Origin of the sequence: Paenibacillus sp. JJ1722 (assembly GCF_048282685.1) — a bacterium.
GTDB classification, from domain to species: domain Bacteria; phylum Bacillota; class Bacilli; order Paenibacillales; family Paenibacillaceae; genus Paenibacillus; species Paenibacillus polymyxa_B.
In genome coordinates this window covers 2597926-2620635 of sequence record NZ_CP182500.1, presented here as the reverse complement: position 1 = coordinate 2620635, position 22710 = coordinate 2597926, and the positions used below count along the sequence as shown (strand labels likewise).

Below are 22710 nucleotides of genomic sequence, written 5' to 3'. Positions count from 1 at the left end.
CCGGTTGGATGGTGCGTTGTTACGTACATGAGCGTTGTGTCAGAAAAAGAATACTTTGCAGGCAAGGGCAGTCGGACAAGCCGCCGCCCTCTGCACAGCAAAGTAAATCATTGCATCTTAGAAAACTGATTTAGAAAACAAAGTCGATGGAATCCGGCGAGAAGCCTTCTGGCTGCTCGTCCGTGTTCACCTGAATATCGCTTAACAGCAAATCTGGGTCGGTTCCAATCTGGGACAGGATCGCTATCAAATCTCTGGTTAATCTCTCAATAGCGTCGGCTCCAAACAGCTTCGTGCAATATTCAAAGGAACCCTTGATTTCCCCATCTTCATCACTCATGGACAAAGTCAAATCGAATTTGGAGATACGATGCTCCTGAACATACGGGCTGAAGGACAGCGTCTCAAGCTTCGCTTCCTGTGACTCCGTATTTTGCAGTACAAACATAGTGTCGAATAACGGGTTACGGCTTGCATCCCGTGCTACATCCAGCTTTTCCACCAACTCTTCCAGTGGATAATCCTGATGCTCGAAGGCTTGCAACGTACGATCTCTGGCTTCCAGCAAGTAGCTGTGGAACGTTTGGTTGCCCCTCGGCTGATGCCGGATGGCTAGCGTGTTGACGAACATTCCGATCAGCGGCTCCAGTTCAGGTAACAAGCGTCCTGCTACTGGCGTACCGATGATCAAATCGTCCTGACCGCTGTATTTGGACAGCAGAACGGTGTAGGCACTCAATAGCACCATGTACATCGTACTTCCGGTCTGTGCCGCAATTCGGCGCAGTTGCTCAGATACATTCGCGTCCACTGTAAATTCATACATCGCACCCTCGAAGCTGCGAACAGCAGGTCTAGGATAAGCAATTGGCAAATCCAGTATCGGCAATTCTCCGGCTAAATGCTCCAGCCAGAAGTGTTCCCGGCGTTGGTATGACTCACGCTGCGTCTCCTGCTGCTGCCATACGGCATAGTCCTTGTACTGAATTTGCAGCTGCTCCAATTCCTGCCCTTCGTACAGTTGTACCAGCTCCTGCACGATATTGCTCGACGATACACCGTCTGAAATAATATGGTGCATGTCGTACATCAGGAGGTGGCGCTCTGGTCCAGTTTGAATGAGACGGACACGCAGCAGTGGTGCCTGGCGAAGATCAAAGCTGCGTACAAAGGACTCGATATAGGCTTCGGCTTCGGACTCCCTGGCCTGCAGGTGTTCTACTGCAAACTCCACTTGATCGTAAACCCGCTGAACGACCTCGCCTTCCAGCATTTCAAAGGAAGTCCGCAGCGTTTCATGGCGGGCTATTAACTGACGGAACGCATCCTCCAGCCGATCGGCCTGAAGCGGTCCCTCCACGGTTAATACACCCGGCATATTGTAGCTGAGATCCCCACCTTCCAGATGGCTCAAAATGTACAGTCGTTTTTGAGCCGAGGAAACCGGGTAGTACGCCTGTTGCGCCGCCGCAGGGATCACCGTATAGGTGTCTGTACCGTGCGTTGCGATGAGCTGGGCTTGCTGCTCAATCGTGAAGTGTTGGAACACCTCACGCAGTGTAATCCGACTGTCCAGTTCCTGATGGATTTTGGCCACCAGCGTCGTTGCCCGCAGGGAGTGTCCACCCACGTCAAAGAATGAGTCGGTGACTCCTACGCTGGACAGCTTCAAGACATCCTGCCAGATTTGGGCTAGCTTGGTTTCCAGTGGTGTCCGCGGTGCAACGTACTCCAGGCCTCCTTCGAGGCGTGCTTCCGGTGCCGGCAACGCCTTGCGGTCGATTTTCCCGTTCGGTGTCAGCGGGAAACGATCCAGTTGTACCACATACGTCGGGATCATGTAATCCGGCAGCTTCGGCTGCAGCGCATTGCGCAGCTCCGTCAAACTCAGGGACTCTGAAGCTATGATATAGGCACACAGGTCCTTGTGTCCGTCTTCGTTGTCCCATGCTGTGACCACGGCTTTCTGAATGCCGTCCACGGTCAGCAGCTGCGCTTCCACCTCGCCCAGCTCGATCCGGTAGCCCCGGATTTTCACCTGGTGGTCGATCCGGCCCAAATACTCAATACTGCCGTCTGGCAACCACCGTGCCAAGTCACCCGTCCGGTACATCCGGTTTGCGTGAGTGCTGTCCGCTTGATCGGCTGCTGCCGCACCAGCGAACGGATTCAGGACGAACTTCTCTGCCGTCAGCTCCGACAGGTTCAGGTATCCTCGTCCCACACCTGCACCTCCGATATAGAGTTCACCTGCGATACCGATCGGCACCAGCTGTTGCTGGCTGTTCAGGATGTACACCGACTGGTTCGCTATTGGCGTTCCGATGGATACTGTGTGCTCCCCTTTTTCCAGCAGTGCGTTCAGGGCTTCCACATCTTCAATCGTATAAGCGGTCGCATCTACCGTGGTTTCGGTCGGACCGTACACGTTTGTAATGACCGGACGATACCCAGACCACTTGTGCAGGAACACATTTACCAGCTGCACGGATAATGCTTCGCCACCGATCAGGTAATGTTTCACTTCCGGCGCTTCCGTCACACTGACGCTTTCGTTCAAAATATGCAGATGTGCAGGTGTGCCGTCCGACAGATCAATCCGGTGCGTGCGGTAGTAGGCGATCAAATGCTCTCCGCTCAGACTGACGTCACGGGACACCACATGCAGGGTGTGGCCTAACAGCAAGCTGGCAAAGATTTGCTTCACTGAAGCGTCAAATACAAATGCCGACAGCCATGCGACATGAAGCGGCTGTTCATAACGGCTGTATACTCGTTCCAATAAAGCATCTACCAGATTGCTAACACTGCCCTGCTCGATCATGACCCCTTTCGGCTGACCGGTGGTACCTGACGTGTAAATCATATAGGCCAGGTTGTGCGGGCCGGCGACAGGGATCAGATTGCCCGCATCCTGTGCTCCCAACTGAGCTTGAACGTCCTCGTCATCCAAGACTACAGCTCGAACTGTGGATGGCAAGCTGAGCGACAGGTTGGCGACTCTGCTTGTAATCACGACCTTGGCCCCACTGTCTTGGAGCATGTAGTCGATGCGCTCCTGTGGATACACCGTATCCATTGGTACATATGCGCCTCCGGCCTTAAGTACCCCCAGAATGCTCACCAGAATATCCGCAGAACGTTCCAGCAATACGCCAACCGGTTGATCTGCTTCGACCCCTTCCGCTCGTAACACACGAGCCAATTGGTTCGCACGCTCATTCAGCTCAGTGTAGGTCAGCGCGGTGGCCCCAGACACAACTGCTATCCGCTCAGGGTTGCGCTTCGCTTGCTCTTCAAAGCGCTCGCTGAGCGAACGGCCTTGTAATGCTCCAAGCAGGCTGTGCGCATTCGGATCATTGAACACCTTCAGAATCTGCTCGGTTTCTTCTGCCGTAATCAACTCCAGCTCACCCAGCTTCGCATCCGGGTTCGCCGCGACGGCTTCGGCCAAGCGAACAAAGTGACGCGTCATCCGTTCTACCGTTTCGCGCTCGTACAACGCAGTTGCATACTGCAATCCGAACTGGATACCTGCCTCTTCCTCTCTGGCTTCCAGCGTCAAATCAAACTTCGCTGGCGTTTGTTCCAAGCCGTATGGACGGAAGCTCAGATCTGCCAGCTGCAACTCGCCTTCCTCGGTGGTTTGCAGGGTAAACATCGTATCAAACAGCGGATGGCGGCTCATATCCCGCTTAACATTTAGCTTTTCCACCAGTTCCTCAAATGGGTAGTCCTGATGTTCATAGGCTTGCAGAGCACAAACTTTCACTTCTTCCACGTAGCTGCGGAAGGTATGTTCCGCTGTCGGATAGTTTCGCAATGCCAACGTACCGACGAACATCCCGAGGATCGGTTCCAAATCTGCATGCGGTCGTCCGGCAATCGGTGTGCCGACCACAATATCTTCTTGCCCGCTGTATTGGTGTAAGAGCGCGGTGTACGCAGCCAGCAGCACCATATACAGCGTAGAGCCTGTGTGCGCCGCCAGTTCCTTCAGACGTTCGCTAGCTTCGCGCTCCAGCCCGAACACTACCGTATCACCTGCCGTACTTCGTACCGACGGACGGGCAAAGTCCGTAGGTAGATCCAGCACAGGCAGTTCACCCCGGAAGGTGTCGAGCCAGTACGCTTCCTGACGTTGCATCCACTCTTGATGGGCTTCGCTTTGCTGCCATACCGCATAATCCTTGTACTGGATACGCATTGGCGAAAGCTCTTCACCGTCGTATAAGCGGACAAATTCATCGGTCAGTACTCCCATGGACACACCATCCGAGACGATATGGTGCATATCGAGCATGAGCAAATGCTGCGGTTCCTGCTCGGTTTCTTGTACACCCAAATCTACCAAGCCTACCCGCAGCAGCGGAGCGACTTGCAGATCGAACGGACGTACAAACTGTTGCACACGTTCCTGTGCTTCCTTGCTGACCATCGTGTCCGCAGTCGCACCCTCTACCTGTACCTTCGTATATTCCACCTCGAACGGCACGGTGTCCTCAATCCATTGCACCGGCTCACTGTCCACCAGTTCAAAGTGGGTACGCAACGTTGCATGACGGGCGATCAGTTGACGGAACACGTCCTCCACTCGCTTCACGTCCAGCGGGCCACTCACTTGCAGCACTGACGGCATGTTGTAGTTCACATCATTCGGGTCGAACTGATGCAGCACATACAGTCGTTTTTGCGCCGAGGAAAGCGGGTAGGAGCTGCGTTCTTCCGTCACCGGAATGGACGCATACGCCACTTGATCCAGACCTTCCATGACCGCTGCCAGTTGTTCAATCGTTGGCGCTTCAAAAATACTGCGCAGTGGAAGCGGCTTGTTCAGCTCCTTGTGAATTTTCGAGGCCAGCGTCGTCGCCCGCAGCGAGTGTCCGCCAATCTCGAAGAAGTTTTCCTTCACACCGACCTGTGCCAGACCCAGCACATCCTGCCAAATTTGCGCCAGCTTCACTTCCACCCATGTCCGCGGTGCTACATAATCCGCTCCGCTTTGCAGGCTGCCTTCCGGTGCTGGCAGTGCCTTGCGGTCGATTTTACCGTTCGGTGTCAACGGCATCTGCTCCAGCTGCACCAAATACGAAGGCACCATGTAATTTGGAAGCTCCTCGCCCAGTAAGCTGCGCAGCTCACCAGTGCTCACTTCCCGTTCAGCAACATAGTACGCCACCAGTTGGTTTTGCCCCTGTTCGTCCGCTTGTGCCAGTACGATGACCTCTTGTACGTCCTCCACTTTCAAAATTTGTGCCTCGACCTCACCCAGCTCGATCCGGTAGCCCCGGATTTTCACCTGATGGTCGATCCGGCCCAAATATTCGATGTTGCCGTCCGGCATCCATCTCGCCAAGTCACCTGTACGGTACATCCTTTCATAGCCCGCTTCGCCAGCCGCAAACGGATTCGATACAAATTTCTCAGCCGTCAGCTCTGGACGATCCAGATAACCCCGAGCCAGACCCGGACCGGACACGCACAGTTCACCCGCTACGCCCACCGGAGCCAAATGTCCATGCACATCCACCATGTATACCCGATGATTCGGCACAGGGCGTCCGATGGAAATCAGTTGTCCTGCTCTCTCATCCTCGGATACCGGCCAGATGGACGTCGCCACCGAGTTTTCAGTTGGACCGTAGCCATTGTAGTACGCGACCTGATCCTTCCACTTGTACACCAATTCTGTTGAAGATGCAGAACCCGCAGTGAACAGAATACGCAGGTTTGGCATCCGCTCCGGCTCCAGATACACCGCATAGGTCGGCGGCAAAGCGGCCACGGTGATTTGATGATCCGCCATATATTGCTCAAACCGTTCGTAATTCAAAATCGTCTCTGACGTTGGCACATACAACGTGGCTCCGCAGAACAGCGCCTGGAAGATTTCCCAGCAAGCCGCATCAAACGAATAGCTGGCGAACAGCAACGTATGATCCGACGTGCGGATCTTGAGCGCCTGATCAAAATACGTTTTCAGATTGCATAGACCGCGATGCTCCAACATAACACCCTTCGGCTGCCCCGTTGTACCCGACGTATAAATGACATACGCCAGATCGTTCGGACCAGACAACGACTCCAAATTGGAATCATCCTCGTGATACACCGTTTGCTCCCCATCTAGCACCAGCACGTGACCGTCGATAGCTGCTTTGTCCACCAGATGGCTTTGCGTCAACAGCAGCTTCGCACCCGAGTCGTCTAGCATGTAGCGGATACGCTCCTCTGGATACGTCGGATCGATGGGTACATATGCACCCCCGGCTTTTAAAATCCCGAAGATGCCCACGATCATGTCCACCGAACGCTCGGTCATCAGACCCACCAAACGATCCTTCGTCACGCCTTGGTTACGCAAGGTACGAGCCAGACGATTCGCACGTGAATTCAGCTCGCGATAGGTCAGTTGCTCTCCTTCGAAGAACAACGCTGGCTGTTCCGGTGTCTGCGCCGTTTGTGTCTCGAACAAGCCATGGATCGTTTGCCCGCTTGGATACTCAGCAGCTGTATTTCCCCATACGCTGAGAATTTGCTCACGCTCCTGCTCACTTACCATATCCAGCTCCTGCACTCGAATGTCCGGCTTCGTCACCACCTGCTCCAACAGCTGTATCAGATGGCCCTGAGTCCGTTCAACGGCTTCACGATCATATAACTTCGCATTGTATTCAAATCGGATTTTCATCGCTTCCTGCGGCATAACGACCAGATTGAAATCATAGTTGGTTTGTTCAATCATGCCGGCATTGCGAATTTCAAAATCCGACTCTGCACCTTCGCCAAGTTGCTCGACCTGCTCCTCCACCGGATAGTTTTCAAACACGATAATGTGGTTGATCAGATCTTGCTTTTGCTCGCTCAAGGCTTGAATTTCATACAGCGGATACGTTTCATAATCTTGAGAAGTCAGCGCCTGCTTCTGATTCGTTCTGATCATATCGGCAAAGGTGTCCTCAGCCCCGCTGCGGATCCGTATTGGAATGGTGTTAATGAACAAGCCCACCATATTTTCGATCCCCGGAATATCCGCTGGACGACCAGACACTACACCGCCAAAAACAGCGTCGTCACTACCGTTGTACTTTTGGAGCAGCAAGCCCCAGGCTGTTTGCAGCAATGTATTCGCGGTCACGTGGTGCTGCTTGGCCACCATTTCCATACGTCCGGTCAAGTCCTTGCCCAGATCGCACAGGATATGCTCAAATTGTGCACCGTCCGCTTTCACGCCTACTTTTCCGGTCGGAATCGAAGTTTGCTGATCATAGCCGAGCAAATAATACTTCCAATAGGAAGCTGCAGCCCCTACATCCTGTGCTTCAAGCCACTCAATATACTGACTGTATGGAGTAACGGGGGCAAGCTTCGGCTCTCTATGCTCCACGGCTGCAAAATAAGCCTCAAACACCTCATCCGTGACTAACGCCACACACCAGCCATCCATCAAGATGTGATGAGAGCTCCACACAAAATAATAATCCTCGTCACCTGTTCGTAAAATCGCCACGCGCATCAACGCATCCCGGGACAAATCGAATCCGGCTGCCTTGTCCTTGCGAATAAATTCCTGCACATACGCGTCACGTTCCTGCTCATTCAGATGACGCAAATCTTCACATTTGAAACCAACATCCTTGCGGCGGAAAATAACCTGCACAGGCTCATCCTGCCAACCGCTGATGAAATTGGCCCTAAATATCTCATGCCGCTGCGCCAAATGATTCAAGCTATCTTGGAAAATATCCGCTTGGAAGCGTCCGTGCAAATCAAAGGTCGTTTGTTCAAAATAAGCTCCCGACTCTGCATCCATCAGACTATGGAACAACATGCCTTTTTGCATCGGCGTCAGCGCATATACATTTTCCAGTTCCCCCATGTCACGAGTCTGCTCTACCAACTGATCCAGCTCGGCCATGGTTACATTGTTAAGCATGACATCGCTTGGCGTCAGCTCTTGCTGTTTGCGGCTTGTGCAATGCGTAATGATTTCCTGCAAACTGATTCTAAACGCTTCAGCTAGCTGCTCCATCGTTTCATGGCGATACTCCTGCTTGCTGTAGCTGATCGTCAATTGCAGCTCGCCTTCCGAAATCAGTCCGTTCATATCCAGCGTGTGCGTTCTAGCTGCATGGGCGCTAAGCTCTGCACCGCTAGAGTAAGGAGATACGCCAATGGATTGATTTTGCATATCTTGGTCAAATTGTCCCAAATAGTTAAAGCTGATTTCAGGTTCGGTTACAAAACGCTCTTGCTCACGTGCTGCGGACAGGTATCTCAACATCCCGTAGCCAATGCCCTTTTGCGGAATGCGGCGTAGTCCTTCTTTCACATGTTTGATGCGTTGTGAAAGGTCTTGCCCCATGCTCATATCCAGCACAACCGGGAATTGAGTCGTAAACCAGCCCACGGTGCGCGTAATATCCAGTTCTGGCAAAATGGACTCCCGTCCATGACCTTCCAGGCTCACGAGCACTCGTTCCAGGCCCGCCCAGCGATAAATAGTCAGTCCCAATGCGGTAAGCAGCAAATCATTCATATCCGTGTTGTAGGCACGATGTGCCTGTTTTAACAGCTGCTCCGTTTCCTGAGCTGTCCACGTGACCGTAATGTTCTCGCTGTCCCTATTCAAGGAATGAGAATGGGATTCGTCTTTTGGAAGCGGCTCATACATTCCCTGTTCAATTTCTTGCCAGAATGCGAGTTCTGCTACCATGGCCGGGCCGTTCGCATATTGAGACTGCCCATCAGCCCAGGTGCGGAACGAATCCGTTTTGTGCGGAAGACGAGCCGCTTGTCCGTTCAATGCCTGCTCGTAGGCGGTCGTAATATCCTCAAACAAAATGCGCCAAGATACGGTATCCACCACTAAGTGATGAATCGCCATCAGCAAATGATCTCCATCGGGACAATGGAACAGCCCCAGCTTCACCAGCGGTCCTTCGCTTACATGAATACCCGCTTGAATTTCATTTACTTTGGCCTCGATCGCCGCAGATACCTCAGACTCATTTCTGAAGTCGGCCCGATCCAGCGTATACAGCTCGCCCTCCCCAACCGCACGGTTCCAAGCTTCATATCCGTACTCCGTAGGACGGAAAATGATACGCAGTGCGTCGTGATGGCTCACGACGTGATCCATCGCTGTGCGCAGGGCCGTTTCATTAAAACCGTCCTTGCTATGCAGCATAATGGACTGGTTATGATGATGAGCATCCGTCAGGTTCTGCTCAAAGAACCATTGTTGAACGGGTGTCAGCTTCACAGCGCCCACCACTTCGCTCTGATCCGCCAATCGGGTCACCGTTTGGACTTTCAGTGCCAATGCAGACACGGTTGGATGACTGAACAGGTCTTTCATCTCCAGTCGATAACCTGCTTGCAGCAATCGGGATGATACTTGCAAGGCCTTGATCGAATCGCCACCCAGTTCGAAGAAGTTATCCTGCGTGCCTACCGCTTCCACACCGAGCACCCCGGCCCATACCGCAGCCAATACTTGTTCCACCGTGGTACGCGGTGCCACATAGGCTGCACCGGTATGAATGCTTCCTTCCGGTTCCGGCAAGGCCTTGCGGTCGATTTTGCCGTTGTGGGTCAGTGGCAAGGTCTCCAGACGCATCAAGCGTGCAGGTACCATATGTGCTGGCAGTCCGGCTTCCAGCTCGGCCTGTACCTCCTCAATCCGCAGCTCTGCTTCTCCTGTGATGTATCCGCACAAATACTTGTGTCCACGCTCATCCGTCCGGTCGATGACTACCGCTTGACGCACACCCGGCACCCGCTGGATCGCCGTTTCAATCTCACCCAGCTCGATCCGGTAGCCCCGGATTTTCACTTGATAGTCCATCCGGCCGATAAAGTCCACATTGCCGTCCTGCATCCACCGCGCCAAGTCGCCTGTGCGGTACAATCGTTCACCCGGTACGTACGGGTTCGCTACAAATTTCTCGGCCGTCAGGTCTGCACGGTTCAGGTAGCCCCGTGCTACCCCAGCTCCGCCAATACACAGCTCACCCAGTACACCGATCGGCACCGGATTCAGCTGGCTGTCCACGATGTAGAAGCGCGCGTTCAGCCACGCTTGGCCAATCGGTACACTGCCGCTGCTTGGCAGCTTCGACAGCTCTTCATCATAGAAGCTAGAGTCAATCGCTGCTTCCGTGACGCCGTAGCTGTTCATAATGCGAATATCTGCGCCAAATCGTTCTTGCAGCACCCGGTAATCCGTCACGCTGCAGCTATCCGAGCTGGTAATCAGCAATTCCAGGCTGCTCATGTCCAGTCCCTGTTCATATACATGCTGCATAAACGGTACGATCAGGGCCGGGGTCGATTCGAATACCGTAATCTGGTAATCGCGAATCCAGCCATACAGACGGCTTGGATCAATCCGGTCGTCCTTCGGACAGATGACCATCGTGCCGCCGTTATAAAGCGTCCGCGCAATATCGCCGACGAACACGTCGAAGGAGAAGCTTGCCAGTTGTAGCAATCGTACCGGGAACCGGTTCAGACGGTAATCCCGACGATACGCCGCAGCCGTATTCACCAAGCTGCGATGCTCAATCATGACGCCCTTCGGACGTCCCGTTGTACCGGAGGTGTAGATCACATAGGCCAGATCCTGCGGTTCGTTGATGTGCTCGATATCGGTGGTGTCTCCGGTATACAGCGACTCATCGTCCAGCGCCAGCACGGTATGCAGACGCAAGTGCGTTGCGGGTTCGACTGTAGCTTCGCTTTCATCCAACCAGACTTGTGCACGCTCCTGCAATCCCGTCTGGGTCAGTAGCACCGTAGCACCACTGTCCTCCAGCATGAAACGAATGCGTTCGGACGGATAGTCTGCATCTAGCGGCACATATGCGCCTCCAGCTTTCCACACTGCCAATACGCCGACCAGCATGTCGACCGAACGTTCACTCAAAATGCCGACAATCGACTCGCGGCCAATACCTTCATTTCGCAGTCTGCGCGCCAATTGGTTCGCACGCTCGTTCAGTGTGCGGTACGTAAGCTGCTGCTCCTCGTACACCACCGCCACGTGATCCGGTACAAGCTGCGCTTGTTCTTCCACAAAGGTATGGAACAGTGCTCCTGCTTCTACCGCAGCAACATCCGATACCCCTACATCTCCAAAACCGTAGATGATTTGTGCCTTTTCCTCGACGGTTACCATCTCCAAAGCTGCCAGTGACTGCTGCGGATGAAGGGTAATTGCACGAACAAGCTCGGTAAAATGCTGTGCCAATCGCGCGATGGTTTCAGGCTTGTACAGCGCCGTGCTGTATTCCAGACTGCACAGAATACCCTCCGGTTGCTCCACTGCATCCAAAGTCAGATCAAACTTGGCCGTATGATTGTCCGTCGGATACGTCTTAAAGGTCAGACCCTCCAGTTCGAACTCCTGCTGCTCAAATGTTTTCAACTCAAACATCGTGTCAAACAGCGCATTCCGGCTCGTATCCCGCGTTAAATTCAGCTTTTCAACCAGTTCTTCAAAAGGATACTCCTGATGTTCATAAGCACTGAGCGCATGCTCTTTCACCTCTTGCAAGTAATTCAGGAACGTTTTGTCGCCAGACGGATAATTGCGGATCGCCAGCGTGTTGAGGAATACGCCTACCAAGCCCTCCAGTTCCGCATGCGGTCTTCCGGCAATCGGCGTGCCGACGATGATGTCCTCCTGCCCCGAATATTTATGCAAGAGCGTGCTATACGCGGCCAGCAACACCATGTACAAGGTGGAGCCGGTTTGCGCGGCCAGCTGTTTCAACTGCTCGCTGTCCTCCAGGCTGATCGCAAATTCCAATCGAGCTCCTTCCAGACGCTGTACGGCTGGTCTTGCAAAATCCGTTGGCATATCCAACGCCGGAATGTCACCAGCCATCGTGTTCAGCCAGTAGCTTTCCTGCTCACGAAGACGTTCACTTTGCATATCGGCATGCTGCCAAACGGCATAGTCCTTGTACTGGATGCGCAGGGACGGCAGTTCCTTGCCTTCATACAATTGAGAGAACTCCTGCACGATAATGCCTTCAGTCACGCCATCCGAAATAATATGGTGCATGTCATAGAGCATGACGTGACGCTCCGGTCCGGTTTCCACCAACTGAACCCGCAGCAACGGTGCTTGTGCGAGATCAAATGCACGTACAAAGTCCTGTGCGTACTGCTGGGTCTCTTCTTCGCTTGCCTGCACATGCTCCACGTTGAATGCGACGCCCGATTCAATCCGTTGAATAACCTCGCCATCCACCATGTCGAATCGGGTTCGCAGGGCTTCATGACGGGCAATCAGCTGGCGGAAGGCTTGCTCCAGTCGCGTTTTATCCAAGGAACCTTCAATAATCAAAGCGCCCGGCATATTGTAGCTAACCTCTCCGCCTTCCAGGTGACTCAGCACGTACATCCGTTTTTGCGCCGAGGAAACGGGATAATATGCACGCTCCTCCGCCACAGGGATGGATACATACGTTTGCTGTGTCTGATCTTCTCCCATCACCTGCACTAGTTGCTCAATCGTCGGATATTGGAAAATATCTCGCAGGGCCAGCTTGTAATTCAGCTCCTGATGGATTTTCGCCATCAGTGTTGTGGCGCGCAGAGAATGTCCTCCCACTTCAAAGAAATGGTCCTTAATACCGATCTGCGGATGATTCAGAACACTTTGCCAAATACGTACCAGTTGCTCTTCCAGCAGTGTCCGCGGCGCCACGTACGCCGTGCCTCCTTCGAGGCGCGCTTCCGGCGCAGGCAACGCTTTGCGGTCAATTTTTCCGTTCGGTGTCAGCGGGAAATGATCCAGTTGTACGACATACGTCGGGATCATATAACCCGGCAGCTTGGGCTGCAGCATGTTGCGCAGCTCGGGCAAATTCAGCGCCTCAGAGGCTACGACATACGCACACAAATCCTTGTCTCCGTCTTCGTTTTCCCAGGCGGTGACGATGGCTTTCTGAATGCCATCCACGGTCAGCAGCTGTGCTTCCACCTCGCCCAGTTCAATCCGGAAGCCCCGGATTTTGACCTGATCATCCATCCGGCCGATAAAGTCCACATTGCCGTCCGGCATCCACCGCGCCAAATCGCCTGTGCGGTACAATCGTTCACCTGGTACATACGGATTCGCTACGAATTTCTCGGCCGTCAGGTCGGCACGGTTCAGGTACCCACGTGCTACCCCGGCTCCGCCAATGCACAGCTCGCCCAGTACACCGATCGGCACCGGATTCAGCTGGCTGTCCACGATGTAGAAGCGTGCGTTCAGCCACGCCTGACCAATCGGCACATTGCCGCTGCTTGGCAGCTTCGACAGCTCTTCATCGTAGAAGCTGGAGTCAATCGCCGCTTCCGTGACGCCGTAGCTGTTCATAATGCGGATATCTGCGCCAAATCGTTCTTGCAGTACCTGGTAATCTGTCACACTGCAGCTATCCGAGCTGGTAATCAGCAGTTCCAGACTGCTCATGTCTAGCCCCTGTTCATACACATGCTGCATAAACGGTACGATCAGGGCCGGGGTCGATTCGAATACTGTAATCTGGTAATCGCGAATCCAGCCATACAAGCGGCTAAAATCAATCCGGTCGTCTTTCGGACAAATAACCATCGTGCCGCCGTTATAGAGCGTCCGCGCGATATCCCCGACGAATACGTCGAAGGAAAAGCTTGCCAGCTGCAGCAGTCGTACCGGGAACTCGCTCAGACAGTAATCCCGACGATACGCCGCAGCCGTATTCACTAAGCTGCGATGCTCGATCATGACGCCCTTCGGACGTCCCGTTGTCCCGGAGGTGTAAATTACATACGCCAGATCCTGCGGTTCGTTGATAGGCTCGATATCAGTGGTATCCCCGATGTACAGCGACTCATCGTCCAGCGCCAGCATCGTCTGCAGACGCAAGTTCGCTGCGGATTCGGATGCTGCTTCGCTAGGTGGCGAATCTGCTGTTCCATTCAGGGTTCCATGGAGAGTACCTGATTCCATCGTTTCAGCTCCAGCCGCTATTTCAAACTCGGCCTCAAACTGCCCTCCCGTCAAGGCCTGACGGCTTTCCTCCAGCCATACCTGTGCGCGCTCCTGCAAGCCCGTCTGGGTCAACAGTACCGTCGCACCGCTGTCCTCCAGCATGAAACGAATACGTTCGGACGGATAGTCTGCATCCAGCGGTACATAGGCGCCTCCAGCTTTCCACACGGCCAATACGCCGACCAGCATATCTACCGAACGCTCACTCAAAATGCCGACAATCGACTCGCGGCCAATGCCTTCATTCCGCAGTCTGCGCGCCAATTGGTTCGCACGCTCGTTCAGTGTGCGGTACGTAAGCTGCTGCTCCTCGTACACCACCGCCACGTGATCCGGCACAAGCTGTGCCTGTTCTTCCACAAAGGTATGGAATAAGGCTTCTGCTTCAACAGCAGCAACATCCGATACCCCCACATTTCCAAATCCATGGATGATTTGTGCTTTTTCCTCGGCAGGTACCATCTCCAAAGCTGTCAGTGGCTGTTGTGGATGCAGTGTAATTGCACGAACAAGCTCGGTAAAATGCTGCGCCAATCGCGCGATGGTCTCAGGCTTGTACAGCGCCGTGCTGTATTCCAGACTGCACAGAATACCCTCCGGTTGCTCCACTGCATCCAAGGTCAGATCAAATTTGGCCGTATTATTGGCTATCGGATACGAATGTAAGGTCAGACCTTCCAGCTGCAATTCCTGTTGCTCCAATGTTTTCAACTCAAACATCGTGTCAAACAGCGCATTCCGGCTCGTATCCCGCGTCAAATTCAGCTTTTCAACCAGCTCTTCAAAAGGATAGTCCTGATGCTCATAAGCACTGAGTGCATGCTCCTTCACCTCTTGCAGATAATCCAGGAACGATTGGTCGCCAGACGGATAATTGCGGATTGCCAGCGTGTTGATGAAGACACCTACCAGGCTCTCCAGTTCCGTATGCGGTCTTCCGGCAATCGGCGTTCCCACTACGATATCTTCTTGGCCTGTGTATTTATGCAAGAGCGTAGTGTACGCCGCCAGCAGCACCATATACAAGGTTGAACCTGTTTGCGAAGCCAGTTCTTTCAGGCGTTCGCTAACTTCACGCTCCAGTGCAAATTCGATCGTATCCCCTGCCGTACTCTGCACCGCCGGGCGGGCAAAGTCGGTTGACAGATCCAGCACAGGCACTCCGCCCCGGAAGGTACCCAGCCAGTACGCTTCCTGACGCTGCATCCACTCCTGATGGGCTTCGCTTTGCTGCCAGACCGCATAGTCTTTGTACTGAATCCGCAATGGCGATAGCTCTTCACCGCCATACAAGCGGACAAATTCATCGGTCAGTACCTCCATCGACACACCATCCGAAACGATATGGTGCATGTCGAGCATGAGCAGATACTGTGGTGCTTGCTCTGCTCCTTGTACGCCCAAGTCCACCAAGCCTACCCGCAGCAGCGGTGCAGCTTGCAGATCAAACGGACGGACAAACTGCCGAACCCGTTCTTGTGCTTCCTGGCTGATCGTCGTGTACGTAGCTGTGTCTTGATCTGTATCCGAAGTCGCACGCTCTGCCTGTACCTTCGTATATTCCACCTCGAACGGCACGGTGTCCTCAACCCATTGCATCGGCTCATTGTCCACTAGCTCAAAACGGGTACGCAAGGTTGCATGGCGATCGATCAATTGACGGAACACATCTTCTACTCGTTTCACATCCAGCGGGCCGCTCACTTGCAGCACCGACGGCATGTTGTAGTTCACATCATTCGGGTCGAACTGATGCAGCACATACAGTCGTTTTTGCGCCGAAGATAGCGGGTAGAAGCTGCGTTCTTCCGTTACCGGAATGGACGCGTATGTTACTTGATCCAGCTGTTCCAGTACGACTGCCAACTGTTCAATGGTTGGTGCTTCAAAAATACTGCGCAGTGGAAGTGGCTTGTTCAGCTCCTTGTGAATCTTCGAGGCCAGTGTCGTCGCCCGCAGCGAGTGTCCGCCAATCTCGAAGAAGTTTTCCTTCACACCGACCTGCGTGAGGCCCAGCACATCCTGCCAAATGTGTGCCAGCTTCACTTCCACCCACGTCCGCGGTGCGACATAATCGGCTCCGCTTTGCAGGCTGCCTTCCGGTGCTGGCAGGGCCTTGCGGTCAATTTTGCCATTTGGACTCAGCGGCATTTGCTCCAGCTGTACAAAGTACGATGGCACCATGTAGCTTGGCAGCTCCCGGCCCAGCTCACTTCTCAGCTCGCTGGCACCCATTTCTTGTCCGGCGACATAGTACGCCACCATTTGTTTTTGTCCCGTTTCATCCGCACGCGCCAGCACTACGGCTTCGCGTACCGATTCCACTTGCAGCAGCTGCGATTCGACCTCGCCCAGCTCAATTCGGTACCCGCGGATTTTGACTTGATGGTCGATCCGGCCCAGATATTCAATGTTGCCGTCCGGCATCCATCTCGCCAAATCGCCTGTGCGGTACATCCGCTCATAGCCTGCTTCCCTGCCAGCAAACGGATCTTTCACAAATTTCTCGGCCGTCAGTTCTGGACGGTTCAGATAGCCTCGGGCTACGCCGACACCACCGATGCACAGCTCACCCGCAACCCCGATCGGCTGCAATTGCTCCGTGCCTTCCTTCACGATGTACAGACGAATGTTTTGAATCGGTTTCCCGATTGGAATGACCGTATATTCCTCTGACGGCTCGCAATCGAAGTACGATACGTCCACCGTCGCTTCGGTTGGACCATACAAGTTGACCAGCTTCGCTCCCGCTAGGCTCGACACGAGCCGTTGGAACCGTGCGACATGCTGTGGTGGCAATGCTTCACCACTGGCAAAGACGTGACGCAACGTACCCAGCTTCGCTTGCATCACTTCCCGTGGCTGCTGCTCCACGTACTCCAGGAACGCATGCAGCATGGCGGGTACAAAGTGCATCGTGCTCACGCCATCGCGGGCAATCGTGTCGACGATGTCTTCCGGGTTCTTTTCCCCACCCACCGACAGCAGGCTTACCTTTGAGCCGACCAGCGACCACCAGAACAGCTCCCACACCGACACGTCAAAGGTGAAGGCGGTCTTTTGCAGGATCGTATCTTCCGCACTCAAGCCGTAACGATCATGCATCCACAAAATCCGGTTCAGCACAGAATGGTGCTCCACCATCACGCCCTTCGGTTTCCCAGTGGAGCCAGAGGTATAGATGACATAGGCTACATGGTGCGGTCCGGCCAGTGGCTCCAAATTCGAGCCATCTTCGTGGTAAATGTCCTCGCGATCCAGCAACAGCACCTGGCCGTCGAAACTCAGTGATGCTTGCTCCGCCAGATGCGATTGCGTCAGTACCAACTTCGCTTCCGAGTCCTCCAGCATAAAGCGGATACGATCCGCTGGATAGTCTGGATCGATGGGCACGTAGGCTCCGCCTGCCTTGAGGATCGCGTAGATGCCTACGATCATGTCCAGCGAACGGTGAACCAGTATGCCTACAGGCTGATCCGGTTCAACACCTTCCGCACGCAGCGTCCGAGCCAAACGGTTCGCGCGTTCATTCAACTCCGCGTAGGTCAACGATTCCGCTCCGCACAACACTGCCACCTGATCCGGTGTTCGTGCCGCCTGCTGCTCAAACGTTGCACTTAGCGTCTGATCCTGCGGATAGGCTGCCGCCGTATCTCCCCACACCTGAACGATCTGCGCCTGCTCTTCCGGTGTCACCAATTCCAGCTCATTTAATCGGATATGCGGATTGTCGATAATTTGCTCGATGACATGCAGTACATGTCCTTGCATCCGCTCTATCGTAGACCGGTCGTATACATTGGCGTTATATCTGAACATGATGCGGAAAAGCTCATCGGGCATCACAATCAAGTCCAGATCATAATTCGTTTGCTCAACAACCTCTACATTCGTAATTTCAAAAGCGGACGGACGAACTTCACCCAGCTGCTCAACTTGCTCCTCTACCGGATAATTCTCAAATACCATAATGTGGTTAATCAGATTTTGCTTCTGCTCGGTCAACGCCTGAATTTCATACAGAGGGAAGCTGTCATAGGCTCCCGAGGCCAGTGCCTGTTCCTGCGTTTTCCGCATCACTTCCACAAAAGTGGCATTCCGTTCACTTTGAATCCGAACCGGGATCGTATTAATGAACAAACCGATCATATGCTCTACGCCGGCAATATCTGTTGGACGTCCCGATACGACACTACCGAAAATAACATCCTCATTGTTGTTATATTTCTGCAAAATAAGGCCCCACACGCTCTGCATCAGCGTATTAATCGTGACCTGCTGCTGCTTCGCAATCCGGTGTATGGCTTCGCTCCACGTTGGATCCAGATCTACCGTTATTTTTTCAGAGATATATTCGCTGGTGTCGCTTGTTGTAGTGGATACAGTATGATCTCCGCTGTCCGCCACTTGGTCTTTCGGTGAAGTATCCGATCCAGGTAATAACGTCTGCTGTTCAAAGCCCGCCAAATAGCTGCTCCAATACTCTTTTGCCGCACGTTCATCCTGACGCTCTAGCCATTCGATATATTGGCCATACGGTGTGATAGGAGCAAGCTCTGGCTGCTTCTGCTCCAGCAGCGCAAAGTACGTACCAAACACTTCACCCGTAACCAGCGATAAGCACCAGCCATCCATGACAATGTGATGGAAGCTCCATACCAAGTGATACGTTCCTTCATCTGTTTGCAATACCTGTACGCGCATCAGTGCATCGGTACCGAGATTAAAGCCTCTAGCTTGGTCCTCCAGCTTAAACGCCTGGATATACGCCTGTTGCTCCGCTTCCTGCATGCCGCGTACATCCTGGAAGGAAAGGTCGCTATCTTTGTGACGGAACACGATCTGCAATGGCTCCTGACTGTGTCCTGTCTCAAACATATGGAAATTCGTCCGCAGCGCTTCATGACGCTGTGTCAGTACATCCAGACTCTTGCGGAACACAGCTACATCAAAGCTCCCTTGTTGATCAAACGACGCTTGCTGGAAGTAGGCGCCTGACTCCGGCTCCATCAAGCTATGGAAATGCATCCCCTTCTGCATTGGCGAAAGAGCATATACATTTTCCAGCTCGCCCACAGAAGCTGTTTGCTCCGTCAATTGCTCCAGTTGCCGAATCGTCAAGCCTTTGAACAATACATCGCTTGGTGTTAGCTCACTCCGCTCTTTGGAGGCACAATGAGTGATCACTTCCTGCAAGCTTTCCTGCAGCAGCTGCGCAAAGTTTTCTACATTTTGCTGATGATATACTTTGCGGTCATATCGAATTTCCAGTGTCAGGGCGCCCGCTGTAACCATTCCGTTCACATTCAAAGGATGCTCCAGTACGGTATGATCACTCATCGGCTCTCCACCTGGATGTGAAGACAGCGTGATATCCCCATTTTCCAAGTCCTGATCAAATTGTCCCAAATAGTTAAAGCTAATTTCAGGCTGCAAGGCAAGGGAATGATGGGCATCATCCTGAGACATATATTTCAAAATGCCGTAGCCAATGCCCTTTTGTGGCACATGACGCAGGTCTTCCTTCACCCGTTTGATTCGCTGCCCTACTTCTGCCTTTCCGTCCACACCCAGCAGCACCGGATATTGGCTTGTAAACCAGCCCACGGTACGGGTGATGTCGATATCTGGAACAATGGCTTCCCGGCCATGTCCCTCCAGATTGACCAGCACGCGCTCTTGACCGCTCCAGTTATATAACGCTGTGCCGAGTGCGGTTAACAGCAGATCATTGACCTCGGTGTGGTACGCACGGTGTGCTTCCTGTAGCAGCAGTCGTGTTTCCTGCTCGCTCCAAGCCACAGTCACAGTCTCACTGTCTCTGATCAGAAAATGCTGCCCTTCCGCTCTTTCTTGATCCTTAGGCAACGATGCAATTTCTATTTGGGCAAGACGCTGCCAATATTCGCGTTCATCTTCGATGGCCGGACTATTCGCATATTGTGATAAGCGCTCTGCCCAAGCGGAGAAAGAGTCCGTTTTATAAGGCAGGCGAATCGCTTCTCCCCGCGCGGCCTGCTCATATCCCGTGGCAAAATCCTCAAACACAATCCGCCATGAAATGCCGTCTACGACCAAATGGTGAATGGCAATCAGTAGATGATCCCCATCCATGCAGCGGAAAAGTCCCAGCTTCACCAGCGGTCCTTCGTTCAGACGAATGGAGCCTTGGATGGCATTGGCTTTCGTTTCAATCGCCACCGCCACATCTGCAGCGTCTTCGATACCCGTCAAATCAACAACGTCCAGACTGTATAGCTGACCTTCGTTCAAACCGCGATTCCACGCTTCATAGCCCTGTTCGGTCTGACGGAAGACCATACGCAACGCATCATGATGCTCCGTTACCTTGGTCACCGTTTGATGCAATGCGGCTTCATCAAAGCCTTGTGCTCTATACAGCATCACCGACTGGTTAAAATAATGCGGCTCTGCCGAGGATTGTCCAAAGAACCATTGCTGAATCGGGGTTAGCTTGGCGCTTCCCAAAACTACCCGCTGATCGGCTGTACGGCTGACCTTGTGTACATGACCACTCAGCAGCGAGACGGAAGGATATTGGAACAAATCCTTCATGTCCAGCTTGTAGCCCGCTTGCAGCAAACGGGAGGCTACCTGGATTGCCTTGATCGAATCGCCGCCCAGATCAAAGAAATTATCCAAAATCCCGATTCTCTTCGCCCCCAACACGGCCTGCCAAATGGAAACCAAAGTCTGCTCCAGCGCTGTGCGCGGCTCTACATAGTCCGCTCCGCTTTGCAGGCTGCCTTCTGGTGCTGGCAGGGCCTTGCGGTCGATTTTACCGTTCGGTGTCAGCGGCATTTGCTCCAGCTGGATGAAATACGATGGCACCATGTAGTTTGGCAACTCCTCACCCAGTAAACTGCGTAGCTCACCAGCGCTTACATCTCGTTCAGCGACATAGTACGCCACCAGTTGGTTTTGCCCCTGCTCGTCCGCTTGTGCCAGTACGATGACCTCTTGTACGTCCTCCACTTTCAAAATTTGTGCCTCGACCTCACCCAGCTCGATCCGATAGCCCCGGATTTTCACCTGATGGTCGATCCGGCCCAAATATTCGATGTTGCCGTCCGGCATCCATCTCGCCAAGTCACCTGTACGGTACATCCTTTCATAGCCCGCTTCGCCAGCCGCAAACGGATTCGACACAAATTTCTCAGCCGTCAGCTCTGGACGATCCAGATAACCCCGAGCCAGACCCCGACCGGACACGCACAGCTCACCCGCTACGCCCACCGGAGCCAAATGTCCATGCACATCCACCATGTATACCCGATGATTCGGCACAGGGCGTCCGATAGAAATCAGCTGTCCGGCTCTCTCATCCTCGGATACCGGCCAGATGGACGTCGCCACCGAGTTTTCGGTGGGACCGTAGCCATTGTAGTACGCGACCTGATCCTTCCACTTGTACACCAATTCTGTTGAAGATGCAGAACCCGCAGTGAACAGAATACGCAGGTTTGGCATCCGCTCCGGCTCCAGATACACCGCATAGGTCGGCGGCAAAGCGGCCACGGTGATTTGATGATCCGCCATATATTGCTCAAACCGCTCGTAATTCAAAATCGTTTCTGACGTTGGCACATACAACGTGGCTCCGCAGAACAGCGCCTGGAAGATTTCCCAGCAGGCCGCATCAAACGAATAGCTGGCGAACAGCAACGCATGATCCGACGTGCTCATCCGAAGCGTCTGATCAAAATACGTCTTCAGATTGCACAGCCCATGATGCTCGAGCATTACGCCCTTCGGCTGCCCCGTTGTACCCGACGTATAAATGACATACGCCAGATCGTTCGGACCAGACAACGACTCCAGATTGGAATGATCCTCATGGTACACATCCTGCGTTCCATCCAGCACCAGCATGCGGCCGTCAAACGTGACTTTGTCTACCAGATGGCTTTGCGTCAACAACAGCCTCGCACCCGAGTCGTCCAGCATGTAGCGGATACGCTCCTCTGGATACGTCGGATCGATGGGGACATATGCACCCCCGGCCTTCAAAATCCCGAAGATACCTACGATCATGTCCACCGAGCGCTCGGTCATCAGACCCACCAAACGATCCTTCGTCACGCCTTGGTTACGCAAGGTACGAGCTAATCGATTGGCGCGTGCATTCAGCTCGCGATAGGTCAGCACTTCTCCTTCGAAGAACAGTGCTGTCTGCTCCGGCGTCCGCGCGGTTTGCGCCTCGAACAAGCCATGAATCGTTTGCTCGTTTGGATAGGCTACCGTTGTATTGCCCCAAACCTCGACGATTTGCTCACGCTCCTGCGCGGTTACCATATCCAGCTCATGTACGCGAATGTCCGGCTTCGCTGTCACCTGTTCCAGCAGCTGTACCAGATGACCTCGAATTTGCTCTACACTTTCCCGTTCAAAGGCCAGTGCATTATAACCAAAACTCATGTGAATGGTGTTCCCTGGCAGTACCACCAGGTTAAAGTCATAGTTGGTCTGCTCGACAGACTCGGCTCCGGTGATACTGAAGCTGGACTCATCGTCGTTGCCTAATTGCTCCAATTGTTCCTCTACCGGATAGTTCTCAAAAATAAGAATATGATTGATCAAATCCTGCTTAAGCTCTGACAATCCCTGAATTTCATACAGCGGGTACGTATCATAGGCATGGGAAGCAATGGATT

1 protein-coding gene (only partly in view) is annotated in these 22710 nt (G+C 53.4%); it reads right to left on the bottom strand.

All coding sequences use genetic code 11. From position 1 onward, the window contains the following. Positions 1-130 precede the first annotated feature (130 nt). On the bottom strand, positions 131-22710 hold the 3' portion of the coding sequence (locus ACM1ND_RS11720) for a non-ribosomal peptide synthase/polyketide synthase (protein WP_418027765.1). The gene runs 19675 nt beyond the window's last position; 22580 of the gene's 42255 nt are visible here — the last part of the coding sequence; its start codon lies beyond the right edge, outside the window; it ends in the stop codon at positions 131-133.